Consider the following 18086-nt stretch of genomic DNA (forward strand, 5'->3'; position numbering starts at 1 on the left):
GATCGAGCCGCTAGTGCGGTGACCGGGTCTCGGTGCCGAGGGACTCACCGGAGGAGATCCGCACCCCGCGGGCCCAGTCGGCGGCCCGCATCGGCTTCTTGCCCTGCGCCTGCACCCAGAGCAGCTCCACGGCGTACGAGCCGGTCCCGGCGTACACGTTGTTCTTGCCGACCTCCAGCGCGCCCGGCACCAGCTCGGTCCGCTCGGGCACCGGCGCGACCTGGATGAGCTTCAGCCGCTCGCCCCGGAACGTCGTCCACGCGCCGGGCGCCGGGGTGCACCCGCGCACCACCCGGTCCACCCGAAGCGCGGGCGCGGCCCAGTCGATCCGCGCGTCCTCGACGGTGATCTTCGGTGCGAGGGTGATCCCCTCGGCGGGCTGCGGCACCGCCTTCAGCGTGCCGTCCTCGATCCCGTCCATCGTGGCGGCGAGCAGCCCGGCCCCCGCGAAGGCGAGGCGGGTCAGCAGATCGCCGCTGGTGTCGGTGGGCCGGACCTCCTCGGTGACCGTGCCGTACACCGGCCCGGAGTCGAGGCCCTCCTCGATGAGGAAGGTGGACGCTCCGGTGATCTCGTCCCCCGCCATGATCGAGTGCTGCACCGGTGCCGCGCCGCGCCAGGCGGGCAGCAACGAGAAGTGCAGGTTGACCCAGCCGTGAGCGGGGACGTCGAGGGCGACGCGCGGCAGCAGAGCCCCGTAGGCCACCACCGGGCAGCAGTCCGGCCCGATCTCCCGCAGCCGGGCGAGGAAGTCCTCGTCCCGCGGCCGGTGGGGCTTCAGCACCTCGATGCCGGCCTCCTCCGCCCGCTGTGCCACCGGGCTGGCGACCAGCCGCCGTCCCCGACCCGCCGGCGCGTCTGGCCGCGTCACCACCGCGGCCACCTCATGCCGCCCCGACGCGATCAGCGCGTCGAGGGCGGGAACCGCGACCTCGGGGGTACCAGCGAAGACAAGCCTCATGGGTGACTGTCGGCCTCTCGGACGGAACTTCAACAAGCCCTGCACACAGGACACAGGACAACGCACCAGTCTATGTCCCCGGCACGGTGCGCGGGTCGGAAACCGCGTCGCGCACCCGCCCCCACGCGCCCCGCGGAAATGCCCCACGCCCCCACCCCGTTACCAGCGGAGCTGATCCGCGTTGGTCAAGAAAGAGTTGACCACTACCGGCCGCACATCGCGGCACTTCCTTTTCAACGCCGGTTCGAGAGGCTTGTTCATGGCCGACCACGCAACCCACGACGCCCAGGCTCGGGCCAGCCTGCACTTGCTGGTGCGGGACATCGAGCGGGTCCGCCGGCAGGTGGACGCACTTCGCACCCTCACCGCCCAACTGGGCAACGTCTACCGCCCGCGCCGCTCCGGTCCCTCCACGGGCTTCGTCGTCTACGGACGCGCCCCCGCCCCGACCGTCCGCCTCGCACAGGAACTGCGGGACAGCGTCGAGACCCTGGTCACGGCCGCCGTGGACTTCGACCGCTCACTCGGATTCTCGTGGGACGCGGTCGGCTCGGCCCTCGGGGTGACCAAACAAGCGGTGCACCGCCGTTACGGCGCCCGCCGCGCCGCCGCCCAGGCCGCCGCCGAGGCGGAGCGCACGGGAGAGACCCAGGGCACCCGCGCCGTCAACGTGGGTTCCGGCCTGCCGACGGTCCCCGCGGCCCGCTCCATGCCCGGACAGATGCCCGGACAGATGCCCGGACAGATGCCGGGCCAGATGCCCACCCAGCCGACAGCCGGCAGCCCGACCCTCCGCGACGAGGTACGGCCCACCGCCTTCCCCGGCCCGCGCAACGGCTGACGCACCCCGGCTGCCTCCCGGCGTCCACCGGGAGGCAGCCGCGTACCCGGACCGAGCACACTCCTGCCGCGCCGCTCACCCGCCCGGTGATATCTCCTTATGGGGGCACCTGTTTCAGCGCCGGCCCGGCTCAACCGCTCACCTCACCCGATGTCCAGCGGATCCACCCGAATCCGCACCCCCTCGATCCCCCCACGCGCCATCCGCGCGGCCTGCGCGCTCTTCAACGCCGCGGCCAGCGCCGCCCCGCTCCCCGGCGGCACCCGGATCAACACACGCTCCCACGCCTCTCCCTGCGGCGGCGCCCCCGTCCGCCGTGCCCGCCCCGCCTCCACGACGGGCAGCGGCACGGGCCCCAGAACCTCCGCGTCCGGAGGCAGTTCGACCCCGCCAAGGAAGTCGGCGACGGCCTGGGCCGCACCGGACACGGACGCCATTCGCGACACCGGCGGAAACCCGAGTTCGGCACGGTCCGCGAGCTCCCGCACCGCGTGCCCCACCGGATCCCACCGCACGAGCGCCTGCACGGGCCGCAGCGTCGGCTCGGCGACCACGACGACCGTGCCGCCCGCCCCTTGGTCCCGCACGAGCGCGGCAGCACCGATCCACCGGCGCAGCGCCTCTTCCCCCGCCCGCAGATCGGGGCGCCCGAGCATGGCCCAGCCGTCGAGCAGCAGAGCGGCCGCGTACCCTCCCTCGGCGACCGGCTCGGCGCCCGGTGTGCTCACGACGAGCGCCGGAGCCCCCGGCACCGTATCGAGCACATGTTCTCGCCCGGAGGTCCGGACCGGCACGGCGGGAAAGGCCCGCCCCAGTTCCTCGGCGGTCCGCCGTGCGCCCACGACCTGGGCCCTGAGCCGCCGGCTCCCGCACTCCGGGCAGTGCCAGCCGGCCTCCGCACGCCCGCACCATCCGCACACCAGCGCGCCGGCGCCTTCCCGCGCCTCCAGGGGCCCCGCGCAGTGCCGGCAGCGCGCGGGCTCCCGGCACCGCGCACAGGCCATCCTCGGCACGTACCCCCGCCGGGGCACCTGAACGAGGACGGGACCGTCCCGCAGCCCGTCCCTGGCGACCTGCCAGGCCAGACTGGGCAGACGCGCGGCCCGCGCCGCCTCGTCACGCGCCAACTCCCCGTCCCCGACGGTCCGCACCAGTGGCGCGACGGCCCGTACCCGCTCTCTCGTGGCGACGATCGGCGCCGCCCAGCCGCTCTCGACGAGCTGGGCCGCCTCGACGGTGCAACTCCAACTCCCCAGGAGAAATGCGCTCCTGTCGCGAGTCGCCCGGAGCTCCAGCACCTCCCGCACATGCGGGAAGGGAGCGTTGTCATCGCTGTGACCGGCGTCGCCGTCGTCCCAGACGACGACCAGCCCGAGATTCCGCACGGGGGCGAACATGGCGGCCCGCGTCCCGACGACGGCCCGTACGGACCCCCGCCGCACGGCCAGCCACTCCCGGTACCGCCGCTCCTGCCCCGCGTCGGCGGTCAGCAGCGCGTGCTGCCCCTCCCCCAGGAGGTCCCGGAGGGCGTCGTCGACCCGCGCGGCAGGCCGCCCCGCCGGTACGACGACGAGCGCGCCCCGCCCGGAGGCCAAGGTCGCCTGAACGGCCCGCCCGATCTCCTCCGCCCACTCGGGCCCCGGCAGAGCGGTCCACACGGCTCGCGGCGAACGTCCGGCGGCCAGTGCCCGCAGGAATTCCGGGCCTCGCGGGTACCTTCCCCAGGACCCCGGCTCCGGCGCGGCCGGAGGGGGCGGCGGCCCGGCCGTCCGGGCCGCCTCGGCCCGACCGTGGCGCGGCGGCACGGCCAGCTGCAGTACGTCCGCGAGGCTCCCCGCATACCGGTCCGCGACCGCCCGGGCGAGCCCCAGCAGGTCCGGGCTCAGCACCGGCTCCGGAGACACGACCTGCGCGAGCGCGGCCAACGGCCCGGCGTAGTCCGATTCTGCGACCCTCTCGACGAGGAAGCCGTCGATCAGCGAGCCGCCCTCCCGCCGCCCCTCCCTGACATTCCGCCCTCCGGCGCCGAACCGCACCCGCACCCGGACCCCGGGCTGCGCCACGGCGTCCAGTTCCTCGGGCACCGCGTAGTCGAAGTACCGGTCGAGATGCAGCACCCCTTTGTCGACGAGCACCCGGGCGACCGGCAACTCCTTCGCCAGGGCGGCCCCCCGCCACGTCCGCGGCTTGGCCCGCGGCGCCCTGGCCTTCTTCACGGCGTCCCGAATGAGCGCGAGCTGCTCCGGCACCGCACCCCCCGCGCCGGCACCGCTCGTCCCGTCCTCGCTGCTCACGCGTGCATTCTTCCAAACCCCACTGACAACCGGCGGCGCCCGCTCGTCCGGGACCGGCGCCCGGCGCGCCGTGGAGCACGGCGACAACGCCGAGGCCCGGCGCCCCCTCAGGGACACCGGGCCTCGTGAAGAACCGGAGGGTTCCGGGCGTTACAGACCCGCCGCCTCGCGGAGGGCTTCCACGCGGTCCGTGCGCTCCCAGGTGAAGTCGGGGAGCTCACGGCCGAAGTGGCCGTACGCGGCGGTCTGGCCGTAGATCGGGCGGAGCAGGTCGAGGTCGCGGATGATCGCGGCCGGGCGGAGGTCGAAGACCTCGTCGATCGCCTTCTCGATCCTGTCCGTGTCGATCTTGGCGGTGCCGAAGGTCTCGACGAAGAGGCCGACGGGCTCGGCCTTGCCGATGGCGTAGGCGACCTGGACCTCGCAGCGGGAGGCCAGGCCCGCCGCGACCACGTTCTTGGCGACCCAGCGCATCGCGTACGCGGCGGAGCGGTCGACCTTGGACGGGTCCTTGCCGGAGAAGGCGCCGCCGCCGTGGCGGGCCATGCCGCCGTAGGTGTCGATGATGATCTTGCGGCCGGTCAGGCCCGCGTCGCCCATCGGGCCGCCGATCTCGAAGCGGCCGGTCGGGTTGACCAGGAGGCGGTAGCCCTCGGTGTCCAGCTTGATGCCGTCGTCCAGGAGCGCCTTCAACTCCGGCTCGACCACGAACTCACGGATGTCCGGAGCGAGCAGGGACTCCAGGTCGATGTCGCTGGCGTGCTGGGAGGAGACGACGACAGTGTCGAGGCGGACCGCCTTGTCGCCGTCGTACTCGATGGTGACCTGGGTCTTGCCGTCGGGACGCAGGTAGGGGATGGTGCCGTTCTTGCGGACCTCGGAGAGGCGCTTGGACAGGCGGTGCGCCAGGAAGATCGGCAGCGGCATCAGCGTCGGCGTCTCGTCCGTCGCGTAGCCGAACATCAGGCCCTGGTCACCGGCGCCCTGGCGGTCCAGCTCGTCCTCGTCACCCTCGACCCGGTTCTCGTACGCCGTGTCGACACCCTGCGCGATGTCCGGGGACTGCGAACCGATCGACACCGACACACCACAGGACGCGCCGTCGAAGCCCTTCTTCGACGAGTCGTAGCCGATGGCCAGGATCGTGTCGCGCACCAGCTGGGCGATCGGCGCGTAGGCCTTGGTCGTGACCTCGCCGGCCACGTGCACCAGACCGGTCGTGATGAGCGTCTCCACCGCGACACGGGACTTGGGGTCCTCGCGCAGCAATGCATCGAGAATGGCATCGCTGATCTGGTCAGCGATCTTGTCGGGGTGACCCTCGGTCACGGACTCCGAGGTGAACAGGCGACGGGACACAACGCTCCCTGTGGTTGCAGCGGCTGCTGTCTGATCATTGGCGGACGGGACGGGGGCTGCGCCCGGCGTCGTCCAAGAACAGTTTATCGGTCGGTCTCGACCACCGGCCCACCTGTCTCGCCTCTCGGGAGCTCTGTGACCTGCGGCACGTGCATTCTGCCCAATGGCCATCGGTGTCCGCCAGGGTCGCCACACCCCCAAGTTGCTTACACCGGACGACCCGTGACTCGAATGGAGCAGTCAGCCCAGGCGCGTCACGACCAGATCCCAGACCGTGTCGGCCAGGGCTTCTTTCGGACCGTACGGCACCGCGGTCTCACTTCCGTCGGCTCCCAGCACGACGGCCTCGTTCTCTTCGGAGCCGAAGGTCTTGCGTTCCCCGACCTCGTTCACCACGAGCAGGTCACATCCCTTGCGCGCCAGCTTGGCGCGGCCGTTGGCGAGGACGTCGTCGGTCTCGGCGGCGAAGCCGACGACCAGTTGGTCCGGACGGGGGCGCTCGGCCGATATCTCCGCGAGGATGTCCGGATTACGGACCAGGACGATCGGTTCCGGGTCCTGGCCGTCCTTCTTCTTGATCTTGCCGGTGACGTAGGTCTCCGGGCGGAAGTCCGCCACGGCGGCCGCCATCACCACCACGTCCGCGTCTGACGCGGCCTTGAGCACCGCCTCGCGCAGCTGGACCGCGGTGCCGACGCGGACGATGTCCACGCCCGCCGGGTCCGGCAGCCCCGTGTTCGCCTCGATGAGCGTGACCCGGGCGCCCCGGGCGGCGGCGGTACGGGCGAGGGCGTACCCCTGCTTGCCCGAGGAGCGGTTGCCGAGGAAGCGGACCGGGTCGAGGGGTTCCCGAGTGCCCCCGGCGCTCACCACGACATGCCGTCCGGCGAGGTCGGGTCCGGTGACCCCGCGGGCGAGTACCCGTCGGCAGACCTCGAAGATCTCGGCGGGGTCCGGCAGCCGGCCCTTGCCGGTGTCGACGCCGGTCAGCCGGCCCACCGCCGGGTCGATGACGAGGGCGCCGCGGCGGCGCAGCGTCGCCACGTTCTCCTGGGTGGCGGGGTGTTCCCACATCTCGGTGTGCATCGCCGGGGCGAAGACCACGGGACAGCGGGCGGTGAGCAGGGTGTTCGTCAGCAGGTCGCCGGCCAGGCCGTGGGCGGCCCTGGCGAGCATGTCGGCCGTCGCCGGGGCCACGACCACCAGGTCGGCCTCCTGGCCGATACGGACGTGCGGCACCTCGTGGACACCGTCCCAGACCTCGGTGGAGACCGGGTTCCCGGAGAGCGCGGACCAGGTGGCGGCGCCGACGAAGTGCAGCGCGGAGTCGGTCGGCACGACCCGCACGTCATGCCCGGACTCGGTCAGCCGGCGCAGCAGCTCGCACGCCTTGTAGGCGGCGATGCCACCGCTGACCCCCAGAACGACCTTCGGCTTGCCCACCGGGCCTCCCCGCACTCGAACCCGAACCTGACAGACGCACACCGCGGCTCGTCGGCGTACGCATCCATCACACACCACAGGCCCGACAGTCGCGCTGCCGGGCCTGTGGAAAAACCTACTGCGGTCTACAGATATGACTGATCGGCTGTAGAAACCGTCGTGCGCTGCTTACGCGGGGCCGTCGACGGCCTCGGACGTCAGCAGACCCGCGTTGATCTCGCGCAGGGCGATCGAGAGCGGCTTCTCGTGGACGTGGGTGTCGACGAGGGGACCGACGTACTCGAGGAGGCCCTCGCCGAGCTGCGAGTAGTACGCGTTGATCTGGCGGGCACGCTTGGCCGCGTAGATCACGAGGCTGTACTTCGAGTCGGTGGCCTCGAGGAGCTCGTCGATCGGCGGGTTGATGATGCCCTCGGGCGCGGAGATGGAAGAGGACACGCTCTACCTTCCGATGGATGGGAAAGATTCAGTGTGCATGGTCAGTGACGATCACACAACGTCCATCAAGGCTAGCAGCTCGCGCGCCACGTCCTCGACGGAGGTGTTGACCAGGGTGACGTCGAACTCCGGCTCGGCCGCGAGTTCGACCTTCGCCGCGTCGAGGCGGCGTTCGATCACCTCGGGCGGTTCGGTGCCCCGACCGGTGAGCCGGCGCACCAGCTCGTCCCAGGAGGGCGGAGCCAGGAACACCAGCTGGGCGTCCGACATGGTCTCGCGGACCTGCCGGGCGCCCTGGAGGTCGATCTCCAGCAGGACCGGCTCGCCCCGCTCCAGGCGTTCGACCACGGCGCCCCGCGGAGTGCCGTAGCGGTTGCCGGCGAACTCGGCCCACTCCAGCAGCTCTCCGTTGGCGATCAGCTTGTCCATCTCGTCGTCGGTGACGAAGAAATAGTGGACGCCGTCCCTCTCGCCCGGGCGGGGCTTGCGGGTCGTCGCCGACACCGAGAGCCAGACGTCGGGGTGCGCCTTGCGCATATGGGCGACGACCGTGCTCTTGCCGACCCCTGAGGGGCCGGAGAGCACGGTCAGCCGCGGACGTACGTCCGGGGGCTCGGGGGTCGTCCCCCGGAATGTTGCAGCCATGCAGCGATTATTCCAGCAATCCCGGAGTGCCCGGGACTCCCTGCCCGCAGCAGCCGGGTCAGGAACCGGTGCTGCCGAACTCACGCTCCAGGGATGCGATCTGGTTGGAGCCGAGGCCGCGCACTCGACGGCTCTCGGAGATGCCGAGTCGCTCCATGATCTGCTTGGCGCGGACCTTGCCCACGCCGGGCAGCGACTCAAGGAGGGCGGAGACCTTCATCTTGCCGATGACGTCGTTCTCCTGGCCCTGCTTGATGACCTCGTGCAGGGAGGCGCCGGAGTGCTTGAGTCGATTCTTGACCTCGGCCCGCTCCCGGCGAGCCGCGGCGGCCTTTTCGAGCGCGGCTGCGCGCTGTTCAGGGGTAAGGGGCGGAAGAGCCACGCCTACGTCACCTCGGATGTCGAACTGTCGGATACGGACCGGTGAGGAACCTAGTCGCCCCACACCTGGGGAGGCACGAGCAACACGCTTGCCCGTTCTCCCCCTACTGCCTGGAGGGCGTGGGAGGTGCCCTCACTCGTCGGAGACTAGCGGCCAACTCCGCCAGAGTCAGCGAGAACAGCGGAAAAGTCCTGGTCAGCCTCCCTGGAGTCGGACATAAGCGGCATATTGCCCCGGATTTGAGAATGTATTCAGACTCAACCCGTCCGGTAAGCGCCGCCGGAGCACTCATCGGAGGTCTCAGGCGGCCTCCACGGCGCCCCTGATCTCGTCCGCGAAACGATCCGAGGCGTCACGCAGCGCGACGACATCGGGACCGTGACGAAGAACACCCCGGCTGACATTGGGCACCACATGGCGCACGGCCGCCCCGAAGACCGCCGGGAGATCGGACGGGGTGGCCCCCTGTGCCCCGATGCCGGGGGCGAGGAGAGGTCCGTTGATCTCCAGGTCGTACGACGAGAGATCGCCGAGCGTGGCGCCGACGACGGCACCGAAGGACCCCAGGGGCTCCTCCCCCGCGTTCTCGGCCGCCAGGTGCGCCAGCATCGTCGCCCCGACGTTACGTCCGGCGGCGTCCTGAGTGCGCACGGCGTGCTGCACCTCGGCGCCCTCCGGGTTGGAGGTCAGCGCCAGCACGAACAGCCCGGCGCCGTTCTCCCGCGCGAGGTCCACGGCGGGCTTCAGGGAGCCGTAACCGAGGTACGGCGAGACCGTCAGCGCGTCCGAGAACAGGGGCGCGTCCTTGTGCAGGAAGGTCTCGGCGTACGCGGCCATGGTGGAGCCGATGTCGCCGCGCTTGGCGTCCATGACGACCAGCGCGCCGGCCGCCCGGGCCTCCTCGACCGACTTCTCCAGAACGGCGATGCCGCGCGAGCCGAAGCGCTCGAAGAACGCGCTCTGCGGCTTGAGGACGGCCACCCGGCCCGCCAGCGCCTCGACGACCGTACGGCTGAAGCGCTCCAGGCCCGCGACGTCGTCGTTCAGTCCCCAGGCGGTGAGCAGGGCGGAGTGCGGGTCGATCCCGACGCAGAGCGGGCCCCGCTCGTCCATGGCGCGGCGCAGTCGCGCGCCGAAGGGCTCGGTCATGCGGTCTTCCTCCTCACGTCGGCGCCGACCGCGTCGGCGAGGGTGGCGTACGGGCTGGTGCGCAGGCGGGCGGCGAGGCCCTTGTGGACGGCTCGTGCCCAGAAGGGACCCTCGTAGACGAAGGCGCTGTAGCCCTGGACGAGGGTGGCGCCGGCGAGGATGCGCTGCCAGGCGTCCTCGGCGTTCTCGATGCCGCCGACGCCCACCAGGGTGATCCGGTCGCCCACGCGCGCGTAGAGGCGGCGCAGGACCGCCAGGGAGCGGGCCTTCAGGGGAGCACCGGAGAGTCCGCCGGTCTCCTTCACCAGGGAGGGTTCGGAGGTCAGACCGAGCCCCTCGCGCGCGATGGTGGTGTTGGTGGCGATGATCCCGTCCAGGCCCAGCTCCACGGCCAGGTCGGCGACGGCGTCGATGTCCTCGTCGGCGAGGTCGGGGGCGATCTTCACCAGCAGCGGCACCCGGCGGGTGCGCACCGTGCGGTCGGCGGCCTCGCGGACGGCGGTCAGCAGGGGGCGCAGCGCCTCGGTGGCCTGGAGGTTGCGCAGACCGGGCGTGTTGGGCGAGGAGACGTTCACGACCAGGTAGTCGGCGTACGGGGCGAGGCGCTCGGTGGACTTCACGTAGTCCGCGGCGGCCTCCTCCTCGGGGACGACCTTGGTCTTGCCGATGTTGACGCCCACGACCGTCCGGAAGACGGGGTTGCGGGAGGCCAACCGGGCGGCGACGGCCAGGGAGCCCTCGTTGTTGAAACCCATGCGGTTGATCAGCGCCCGGTCGGCGACCAGGCGGAAGAGCCGCTTCTTGGGGTTGCCGGGCTGCGCCTCGCCGGTGACCGTGCCGATCTCGACGTGGTCGAAGCCCAGCATCGACATCCCGTCGACGGCGACGGCGTTCTTGTCGAAGCCGGCGGCCAGCCCGAACGGGCCGTGCATGCGCAGGCCGAACGCCTCCGTACGCAGTTCCTCGTAGCGGGGTGCCAGGGCGGCCGCGAGGTAGGTGCGCAGCACGGGGACGCGGGCGGCGAGGCGGATCCAGCGGAAGGCCAGGTAGTGGGCCTCCTCCGGGTCCATCCGGGTGAAAACCAGACGGAAGAACAGCTTGTACATCTCGAAGTCCTCGGGTCCTCATGAGGGCGGACGTCCTCATGACAGGTGTCCTCATGAAGAGGGGGACACCGTTTCCGGTGTCCCCCTCGGGGCTGCTAGTCGCGGGCCGCGGTCAGGTGTTCGGCGTGTTCCTGGAGGGAGCGCACGCCGACGTCGCCGTGGTTGAGCGCGTCGATGCCCTGGACGGCCGCGGCGAGCGCCTGGACCGTCGTGAGGCACGGCACGGACCGGGCGACGGCGGCCGTACGGATGTCGTAGCCGTCGAGGCGGCCGCCGGTGCCGTACGGGGTGTTGACGATGAGATCGACCTCGCCGTCGTGGATGAGCTGGACGATGGTCTTCTCGCCGTTCGGACCGGTGCCCTCGGACTGCTTGCGGACCACGGTGGCGTTGATGCCGTTGCGCTTGAGCACCTCGGCCGTGCCGGACGTGGCGAGCAGCTCGAAGCCGTGGGCCACGAGTTCACGCGCCGGGAAGATCATCGAGCGCTTGTCGCGGTTGGCGACCGAGATGAACGCGCGTCCCTTGGTGGGCAGCGGGCCGTACGCGCCGGCCTGCGACTTGGCGTAGGCCGTACCGAAGACCGAGTCGATGCCCATGACCTCGCCGGTGGAGCGCATCTCCGGGCCGAGGACCGTGTCGACGCCGCGTCCGTGGATGTCGCGGAAGCGCGACCAGGGCATGACGGCCTCCTTGACGGAGATCGGCGCGTCGAACGGCAGCTCGCCGCCGTCGCCGTTCCTCGGCAGCAGCCCCTCCTGGCGCAGCTCGGCGATGGTCGCGCCCAGCGAGATCCGGGCGGCGGCCTTGGCCAGCGGCACCGCCGTCGCCTTCGAGGTGAAGGGGACCGTGCGGGAGGCGCGCGGGTTGGCCTCCAGTACGTAGAGGATGTCGCCGGCCATCGCGAACTGGATGTTGATCAGGCCGCGCACGCCGACGCCCTTGGCGATGGCCTCGGTGGAGGCCCGCAGGCGCTTGATGTCGAAGCCGCCGAGGGTGATCGGGGGCAGGGCGCACGCCGAGTCGCCGGAGTGGATGCCGGCCTCCTCGATGTGCTCCATGACGCCGCCCAGGTACAGCTCCTCGCCGTCGTAGAGGGCGTCGACGTCGATCTCGATGGCGTCGTCGAGGAACCGGTCGACGAGGACGGGCCGGGAGGGGCTGATCTCGGTCGACTCGGCGATGTACGCCTCCAGGCGCGCCTCGTCGTAGACGATCTCCATGCCACGTCCGCCGAGGACGTAGGACGGCCGGACGAGGACCGGGTAGCCGATCTCGTCGGCGATGGCCTTGGCGCCCGCGAAGGTGGTCGCCGTGCCGTGCTTGGGGGCCGGGAGGCCCGCCTCCGCGAGGACACGGCCGAAGGCTCCGCGGTCCTCGGCGGCGTGGATGGCCTCCGGGGAGGTGCCCACCACCGGTACGCCGTTGTCCTTGAGCGCCTGCGACAGGCCCAGCGGGGTCTGGCCGCCGAGCTGGACGACGACACCCGCGATCGGGCCGGCCAGCGACTCGGCGTGCACGATCTCCAGCACGTCCTCGAGCGTGAGCGGCTCGAAGTAGAGGCGGTCGGAGGTGTCGTAGTCGGTGGAGACGGTCTCCGGGTTGCAGTTGACCATCACGGTCTCGTAGCCCGCGTCGCTGAGCGCGAAGGAGGCGTGGACGCAGGAGTAGTCGAACTCGATGCCCTGGCCGATGCGGTTCGGGCCGGAGCCCAGGATGATGACGGCCGGCTTCTCGCGGGGCGCGACCTCGCTCTCCTCGTCGTAGGAGGAGTAGAAGTACGGCGTCCTCGCCGCGAACTCGGCGGCGCAGGTGTCGACCGTCTTGTACACCGGGCGTACGCCCAGCGCGTGCCGGACCTCGCGCACCACGTCCTCGCGCAGGCCGCGGATCTCGCCGATCTGCTGGTCGGAGAAGCCGTGGCGCTTGGCCTCGGCGAGGAGGTCGGGGTCGAGCTTGTCGGCGGCGGCCAGCTCGTCCGCGATCTCCTTGATGAGGAAGAGCTGGTCGACGAACCAGGGGTCGATCTTCGTGGACTCGAAGACCTCTTCCTGGGTGGCGCCGGCGCGGATGGCCTGCATGACGGTGTTGATGCGCCCGTCGGTCGGCCGGACCGCCTCGCGCAGCAGCTCCGCCTTGTCGCCGGGCTCGCCGACGAAGGTGAACTGGCTGCCCTTCTTCTCCAGCGAGCGCAGTGCCTTCTGCAGCGCCTCGGTGAAGTTGCGGCCGATCGCCATGGCCTCGCCGACCGACTTCATGGTGGTGGTGAGCGAGGAGTCGGCGGAGGGGAACTTCTCGAAGGCGAAGCGCGGGGCCTTCACGACGACGTAGTCGAGCGTCGGCTCGAAGGAGGCCGGGGTCTGCTCGGTGATGTCGTTCGGGATCTCGTCCAGCGTGTAGCCGACGGCGAGCTTCGCGGCGATCTTGGCGATCGGGAAGCCGGTCGCCTTGGAGGCGAGGGCGGACGAGCGCGAGACACGGGGGTTCATCTCGATGACGATGACCCGGCCGTCCTCGGGGTTCACCGCGAACTGGATGTTGCAGCCGCCGGTGTCGACGCCGACCTCGCGGATGATCGCGATGCCGACGTCACGCAGCACCTGGTACTCGCGGTCGGTGAGTGTCATCGCGGGCGCGACGGTGATCGAGTCGCCGGTGTGCACGCCCATGGGGTCGAAGTTCTCGATGGAGCAGACGACCACGACGTTGTCGTTCTTGTCGCGCATCAGCTCCAGCTCGTACTCCTTCCAGCCGAGGATGGACTCCTCCAGGAGCACCTCGGTGGTCGGCGACAGGGTGAGACCCTGGCCGGCGATCCGGCGCAGTTCCTCCTCGTCGTGCGCGAACCCGGAGCCGGCGCCGCCCATGGTGAAGGACGGGCGGACGACGACGGGGTAGCCGCCGAGGGTCTCGACGCCCTTGATGACGTCGTCCATGGAGTGGCAGATGACCGAGCGGGCGGACTCGCCGTGGCCGATCTTGGCGTTGACCGCTTCGACGACCAGCTTGAACTGGTCGCGGTCCTCGCCCTTGTGGATCGCCTCGACCTTGGCGCCGATCAGCTCGACGCCGTACTTCTCCAGGACGCCGTTGTCGTGGAGCGAGATGGCGGTGTTGAGCGCGGTCTGACCGCCGAGGGTCGGGAGCAGCGCGTCGGGGCGCTCCTTGGCGATGATCTTCTCTACGAACTCGGGGGTGATCGGCTCGACGTAGGTGGCGTCGGCGATCTCCGGGTCGGTCATGATCGTCGCCGGGTTGGAGTTCACCAGGACGACGCGCAGGCCCTCGGCCTTCAGGACGCGGCACGCCTGCGTGCCGGAGTAGTCGAACTCGGCGGCCTGGCCGATGACGATCGGGCCGGAGCCGATGACCAGGACGGACTGGATATCGGTGCGCTTAGGCACGCTGGCCCTCCATCAGGGATACGAAGCGGTCGAACAGGTAGGCGGCGTCGTGCGGGCCGGCTGCCGCTTCGGGGTGGTACTGGACGCTGAAAGCCGGGCGGTCGAGGAGCTGGAGCCCCTCCACCACGTTGTCGTTGAGGCAGACGTGGGAGACCTCGGCGCGGCCGTAGGGGGTCTCGGAGACCTTGTCGAGCGGGGCGTCGACGGCGAAGCCGTGGTTGTGCGCGGTGACCTCGACCTTGCCGGTCGTACGGTCCTGCACCGGCTGGTTGATGCCGCGGTGGCCGTACTTCAGCTTGTAGGTGCCGAAGCCGAGGGCGCGGCCGAGGATCTGGTTGCCGAAGCAGATGCCGAACAGCGGGGTGCCGCGCTCGAGGACCGCCCGCATCACGGAGACGGGGTGGTCGGCGGTGGCCGGGTCGCCGGGGCCGTTGGAGAAGAACACGCCGTCGGGGTTCACGGCGTACACCTCCTCGGCTGTCGCCGTCGCCGGGAGCACGTGCACCTCGATGCCGCGCTCGGCCATGCGGTGCGGGGTCATGCCCTTGATGCCGAGGTCGACGGCGGCGACGGTGAACTTCTTCTCGCCGATCGCGGGGACGACGTACGGCTCCTTGGTGGCGACCTCGGCGGAGAGGTCGGCGCCCTTCATCTCGGGGGCCTGGCGGACCTCGGCGAGCATGGTGCCCTCGTCGGGCAGGGCGTTGCCGGAGAAGATGCCGACGCGCATGGCGCCGCGTTCGCGCAGGTGGCGGGTGAGGGCGCGGGTGTCGACGCCGCTGATGCCGACGACGCCCTGCTGGGCGAGCTCCTCGTCGAGGGTGCGCCGGGAGCGCCAGTTGGACGGCACGCGCGCGGGGTCGCGTACGACGTAGCCCGCGACCCAGATCCGCTGCGACTCGGGGTCCTCGTCGTTGACACCGGTGTTGCCGACGTGCGGAGCGGTCATCACGACGACCTGGCGGTGGTACGACGGGTCGGTGAGGGTCTCCTGGTAGCCGGTCATACCGGTGGAGAACACGGCCTCGCCGAAGGTCACCCCCACGGCCCCGTAGGCGCGGCCGCGGAACATCCGGCCGTCCTCCAGGACGAGTACCGCGGGAACCTTGGTGGCTCCCCTAGTGGAGGTCGTCATCGTGCGCCTTCCGTTTCCGTCTTCTTGATCATCTGGTTCAGGGTCTCGACCCACTCGTTGTGTTCGGCCGCGTGGTCGGAGCGGAACCCGGAGTCGAGGAGCTTGTCGCCGTGTGCCCAGGTGACGACGAGCAGTCCGCCCTCGGTGAGGACCTTGCCGGCGATGCCCTTGTCGAGCCGGGCCTCGCGCAGCGCCTCACGGGGGACGAAGAAGTCCGTCGCCCCGGGTCGTACGACGTCCAGGCCCGCGTCCGTCAGGGTGAGCTCGACCCGGCTGCGGGTGCCCAGGCCGTGCGCCACGATGCGGTCGAGCCACTGCCCGGCGGTGGTGGAGCCGTGGTAGCGGCCGCTCATCGTCAGTCTGGCCGCACCGGGCTCCTTCGGCGCGGTGGGCAGTTCCGGCAGGTCGCTCTGGAGCGTGCCGCGCCACTTCCAGCCCTCGCGCATCAGCCAGTAGACGAGGGCGACGAAGAGGGCGAGTCCGACGACCCAGCCGATGCGTCCGGCCCAGTTGGTGACCTCGGCCGATTCCTTCTGGGCGGCCAGCAGAATTACAGGTGTCACGTGAGCTTCCCGTCGACGAGCGTGGCCTTGCCCCGCAGCCACGTGTGCGTGACACGGCCCGGCAGCTCGCGGCCCTCGTACGGGGTGTTGCGGCTGCGCGAGGCGAAGCCCGCGGGGTCCACCGCTCCACGGTATGCCGTGTCGACGAGCGTGAGGTTGGCGGGCTCACCTGCCGAGACGGGACGGCCGTGACCGGCGGCCTGCCCGATCCTGGCGGGCTTGAAGGACATCCGGTCCGCGACGCCCGCCCAGTCGAGCAGCCCGGTCTCGACCATCGTCTCCTGGACCACCGACAGGGCGGTCTCCAGACCGACCATGCCCATGGCGGCCGCGGCCCACTCGCAGTCCTTGTCCTCGTGCGGGTGGGGGGCGTGGTCGGTGGCGACGATGTCGATCGTGCCGTCGGCGAGCGCCTCCCGCAGGGCCAGCACGTCGCGCTCGGTGCGCAGCGGCGGGTTGACCTTGTACACCGGGTTGTACGTGCGTACCAGCTCGTCGGTGAGGAGGAGGTGGTGCGGGGTGACCTCGGCGGTGACGTCGATGCCGCGGGACTTGGCCCAGCGGACGATCTCCACGGACCCGGCGGTCGACAGGTGGCAGATGTGCACGCGGGACCCGACGTGCTCGGCGAGCAGCACGTCGCGGGCGATGATCGACTCCTCGGCCACCGCGGGCCAGCCGCCGAGCCCCAGCTCGGCGGAGACGACGCCCTCGTTCATCTGGGCGCCCTCGGTGAGCCGCGGCTCCTGGGCGTGCTGGGCGACGACCCCGTCGAAGGCCTTCACGTACTCCAGGGCGCGGCGCATGATCACCGCGTCGTGGACGCACTTGCCGTCGTCGGAGAAGACGGTGACGCCGGCGGCCGACTCGTGCATGGCGCCCAGCTCGGCAAGCTTCTGGCCTTCGAGGCCGACGGTGACGGCGCCGATGGGCTGGACGTCGCAGTAGCCGTGTTCCTGGCCGAGCCGGTAGACCTGCTCGACCACGCCGGCGGTGTCGGCGACCGGGAAGGTGTTGGCCATGGCGAACACGGCCGTGTAGCCGCCGGAGGCCGCGGCACGGGTACCGGTGAGGACCGTCTCGGAGTCCTCGCGGCCGGGCTCGCGCAGATGGGTGTGCAGGTCGACCAGGCCCGGCAGGAGGACCTTGCCGCCGGCCTCGACGACCTCGGCGCCCTCGGCGGACAGGCCGACGCCCACCTCGGCGATGGTCTCGCCGTCGATCAGCACGTCCTGCGGCTCGCCGCCGAGCACCTTCGCACCACGGATCAGGATCTTGCTCATTGTGTTACTTCTCCTCGGTGGTGCGGGCGTGGGTGACGGCGGGCTCGTTGCCCCCGAGCAGCAGGTACAGGACGGCCATGCGGATGGAGACACCGTTGGCGACCTGCTCGACGACGGTGCAGCGGTCGGAGTCGGCGACCTCGGCGGTGATCTCCATGCCGCGGACCATCGGGCCGGGGTGCATCACGATCGCGTGCTCGGGCATCCGCGCCATGCGGTCGCCGTCGAGGCCGTAGCGCCGGGAGTACTCGCGCTCGGTCGGGAAGAACGCGGCGTTCATCCGCTCCCGCTGCACCCGCAGCATCATCACCGCGTCGGACTTGGCGAGGGTGCTGTCGAGGTCGTACGAGACCTCGCAGGGCCAGGTCTCGACCCCGACCGGGACCAGGGTGGGCGGGGCGACGAGGGTGACCTCCGCGCCGAGGGTGTGCAGCAGGTCGACGTTGGAGCGGGCGACCCGGCTGTGCAGGACGTCGCCGACGATCGTGATGCGCCTGCCGGACAGGTCCTGGCCGAGCCCGGCGTCCCGGCCGACGAGCCGGCGGCGCATGGTGAAGGCGTCGAGCAGGGCCTGGGTGGGGTGCTGGTGGGTGCCGTCACCGGCGTTGATCACGGCGGCGTCGATCCAGCCGGAGGTCGCCAGGCGGTACGGGGCCCCCGAGGCGCCGTGCCGGATGACCACCGCGTCGACGCCCATGGCCTCCAGGGTCTGGGCGGTGTCCTTGAGGGACTCGCCCTTCGACACGCTCGATCCCTTGGCCGAGAAGTTGATCACATCGGCGGAGAGGCGCTTCTCGGCGGCCTCGAAGGAGATGCGTGTGCGGGTGGAGTCCTCGAAGAAGAGGTTGACGATCGTGCGGCCGCGAAGGGTCGGCAGTTTCTTGATCGGCCGGTCGGCGACCCGGGCCATCTCCTCGGCGGTGTCGAGGATCAGGACGGCGTCGTCGCGGGTGAGGTCGGCGGCCGAGATGAGATGACGCTGCATCTGTCAGGCTCCGTAAAGGCGGTTCGGTGTCGGGAGGCGAGGCCCCGGACCGGCCGGTCACAGCCGGGCGGGCGGGCGCGCGGGCGGGCGACTTCGGG

At 71.1% G+C, this 18086-nt stretch carries 15 protein-coding genes; 1 reads left to right on the forward strand and 14 read right to left on the reverse strand.

The genetic code is table 11. From position 1 onward, the window contains the following. Positions 1-10 precede the first annotated feature (10 nt). Complete coding sequence (fmt, locus tag AC067N_RS26925) at positions 11-961, reverse strand: methionyl-tRNA formyltransferase (protein ID WP_478681462.1); 951 nt, start codon at positions 959-961, stop codon at positions 11-13. 259 nt (positions 962-1220) lie between these two features. Here fmt and AC067N_RS26930 point away from each other — a divergent pair, with 259 nt between their 5' ends. Continuing rightward, on the forward strand, positions 1221-1802 hold the full coding sequence (locus AC067N_RS26930) for a hypothetical protein (protein WP_478681463.1): 582 nt from the start codon (positions 1221-1223) through the stop codon (positions 1800-1802). 143 nt (positions 1803-1945) lie between these two features. Here AC067N_RS26930 and AC067N_RS26935 read toward each other — a convergent pair whose 3' ends face one another. The 13 genes from AC067N_RS26935 to AC067N_RS26995 all read right to left on the reverse strand — a co-directional run bounded on the left by AC067N_RS26935 (position 1946) and on the right by AC067N_RS26995 (position 17988). Beyond that, complete coding sequence (locus AC067N_RS26935; protein ID WP_478681464.1) at positions 1946-4096, reverse strand: primosomal protein N'; 2151 nt, start codon at positions 4094-4096, stop codon at positions 1946-1948. A gap of 150 nt (positions 4097-4246) precedes the next feature. Further along, positions 4247-5455: a methionine adenosyltransferase gene (gene metK, locus AC067N_RS26940; RefSeq protein WP_478681465.1), complete on the reverse strand. Its 1209-nt coding sequence runs from the start codon at positions 5453-5455 to the stop codon at positions 4247-4249. Positions 5456-5695: 240 nt separating this feature from the next. Continuing rightward, positions 5696-6898: a bifunctional phosphopantothenoylcysteine decarboxylase/phosphopantothenate--cysteine ligase CoaBC gene (gene coaBC, locus AC067N_RS26945; RefSeq protein WP_478681466.1), complete on the reverse strand. Its 1203-nt coding sequence runs from the start codon at positions 6896-6898 to the stop codon at positions 5696-5698. A 168-nt stretch (positions 6899-7066) separates the two neighbouring features. Further along, positions 7067-7336, reverse strand: coding sequence for a DNA-directed RNA polymerase subunit omega (gene rpoZ / locus AC067N_RS26950; RefSeq protein ID WP_055541593.1), 270 nt, complete (start codon positions 7334-7336; stop codon positions 7067-7069). 51 nt (positions 7337-7387) lie between these two features. Then, positions 7388-7981 carry a guanylate kinase gene (gene gmk / locus AC067N_RS26955; RefSeq protein WP_478681467.1) on the reverse strand — a complete coding sequence of 198 codons (594 nt, stop codon included), beginning with the start codon at positions 7979-7981 and terminating at the stop codon, positions 7388-7390. A 58-nt stretch (positions 7982-8039) separates the two neighbouring features. Beyond that, the gene (locus AC067N_RS26960; RefSeq protein WP_003977346.1) at positions 8040-8363 is read right to left on the reverse strand and encodes an integration host factor; all 324 of its coding nucleotides are present in this window, start codon (positions 8361-8363) and stop codon (positions 8040-8042) included. A 300-nt stretch (positions 8364-8663) separates the two neighbouring features. Beyond that, positions 8664-9512 (reverse strand): orotidine-5'-phosphate decarboxylase, encoded by an 849-nt coding sequence (pyrF, locus tag AC067N_RS26965; RefSeq protein WP_478681468.1) that lies wholly within the window; start codon positions 9510-9512, stop codon positions 8664-8666. Next, positions 9509-10618: a quinone-dependent dihydroorotate dehydrogenase gene (locus AC067N_RS26970; protein WP_478681469.1), complete on the reverse strand. Its 1110-nt coding sequence runs from the start codon at positions 10616-10618 to the stop codon at positions 9509-9511. The genes pyrF and AC067N_RS26970 overlap by 4 nt, the downstream gene beginning before the upstream one ends. A 95-nt stretch (positions 10619-10713) precedes the next feature. Beyond that, positions 10714-14022 (reverse strand): carbamoyl-phosphate synthase large subunit, encoded by a 3309-nt coding sequence (gene carB / locus AC067N_RS26975; protein WP_478681470.1) that lies wholly within the window; start codon positions 14020-14022, stop codon positions 10714-10716. After that, the gene (gene carA / locus AC067N_RS26980) at positions 14015-15157 is read right to left on the reverse strand and encodes a glutamine-hydrolyzing carbamoyl-phosphate synthase small subunit (RefSeq protein ID WP_478681471.1); all 1143 of its coding nucleotides are present in this window, start codon (positions 15155-15157) and stop codon (positions 14015-14017) included. The genes carB and carA overlap by 8 nt, the downstream gene beginning before the upstream one ends. Beyond that, positions 15154-15720: a PH-like domain-containing protein gene (locus AC067N_RS26985; protein WP_478681472.1), complete on the reverse strand. Its 567-nt coding sequence runs from the start codon at positions 15718-15720 to the stop codon at positions 15154-15156. Before AC067N_RS26985 ends, carA begins: the two co-directional genes overlap by 4 nt. Further along, on the reverse strand, positions 15717-17003 hold the full coding sequence (locus AC067N_RS26990; protein WP_478681473.1) for a dihydroorotase: 1287 nt from the start codon (positions 17001-17003) through the stop codon (positions 15717-15719). Before AC067N_RS26990 ends, AC067N_RS26985 begins: the two co-directional genes overlap by 4 nt. A gap of 4 nt (positions 17004-17007) precedes the next feature. Further along, positions 17008-17988, reverse strand: coding sequence for an aspartate carbamoyltransferase catalytic subunit (locus tag AC067N_RS26995; RefSeq protein WP_478681474.1), 981 nt, complete (start codon positions 17986-17988; stop codon positions 17008-17010). Positions 17989-18086 lie beyond the last annotated feature (98 nt).

The sequence above is a fragment of the Streptomyces sp. NPDC042364 genome, from assembly GCF_056437585.1.